This is a genomic window from Streptomyces chisholmiae (assembly GCF_031845445.1).
Classification (GTDB): domain Bacteria; phylum Actinomycetota; class Actinomycetes; order Streptomycetales; family Streptomycetaceae; genus Streptomyces; species Streptomyces chisholmiae.
In genome coordinates this window covers 1-435 of record NZ_JAVREO010000223.1, presented here as the reverse complement: position 1 = coordinate 435, position 435 = coordinate 1, and the positions used below count along the sequence as shown (strand labels likewise).

Below are 435 nucleotides of genomic sequence, written 5' to 3'. Positions count from 1 at the left end.
GGAACATGCTCGGCATCATCCGCCTGCACAACCGCCCGGAGTTTCGGCTACCCCAGCATTTGATCTTCGTCAAAGCCGAGCTCGTCCTCGACCCCGAGTTCGACAGCCGCATGCCATCGGACAACGTCGGGCCACGGTTGGGACGTCATCCGGCGAAGGCGTAGAAGGGCTTCCGGCGTGCCGATATCCCCCAGAGAAGAGATGACCTTCTGGCACAGCCAGTACGCCGGAGCGTCCTCGTCTACCGAACCTTCCGCCACCCTGAACAGGCAGGCGACCGCGTCCGTTTCCCGGATCTCGCCGAGGATCTCCACGAGATCCTCTTTGTTGAACCCCACGGCATCCGAATCAAGGATCTCCTGAATTGTCCCGCCCAGGCCCGGCGCCCGCAAGGGGGCGGCCAAGTTGGCGAACTTGTCGACCCGTGTCCAGTTA

The 435-nt window shown here is 62.8% G+C and carries 1 protein-coding gene; it reads right to left on the bottom strand.

The window, feature by feature from the left end:
• Positions 1-47: 47 nt before the first annotated feature.
• A partial coding sequence (locus tag RM844_RS32915; protein WP_311671094.1) for a HEAT repeat domain-containing protein occupies positions 48-435 on the bottom strand: 388 nt, incomplete at its 5' end.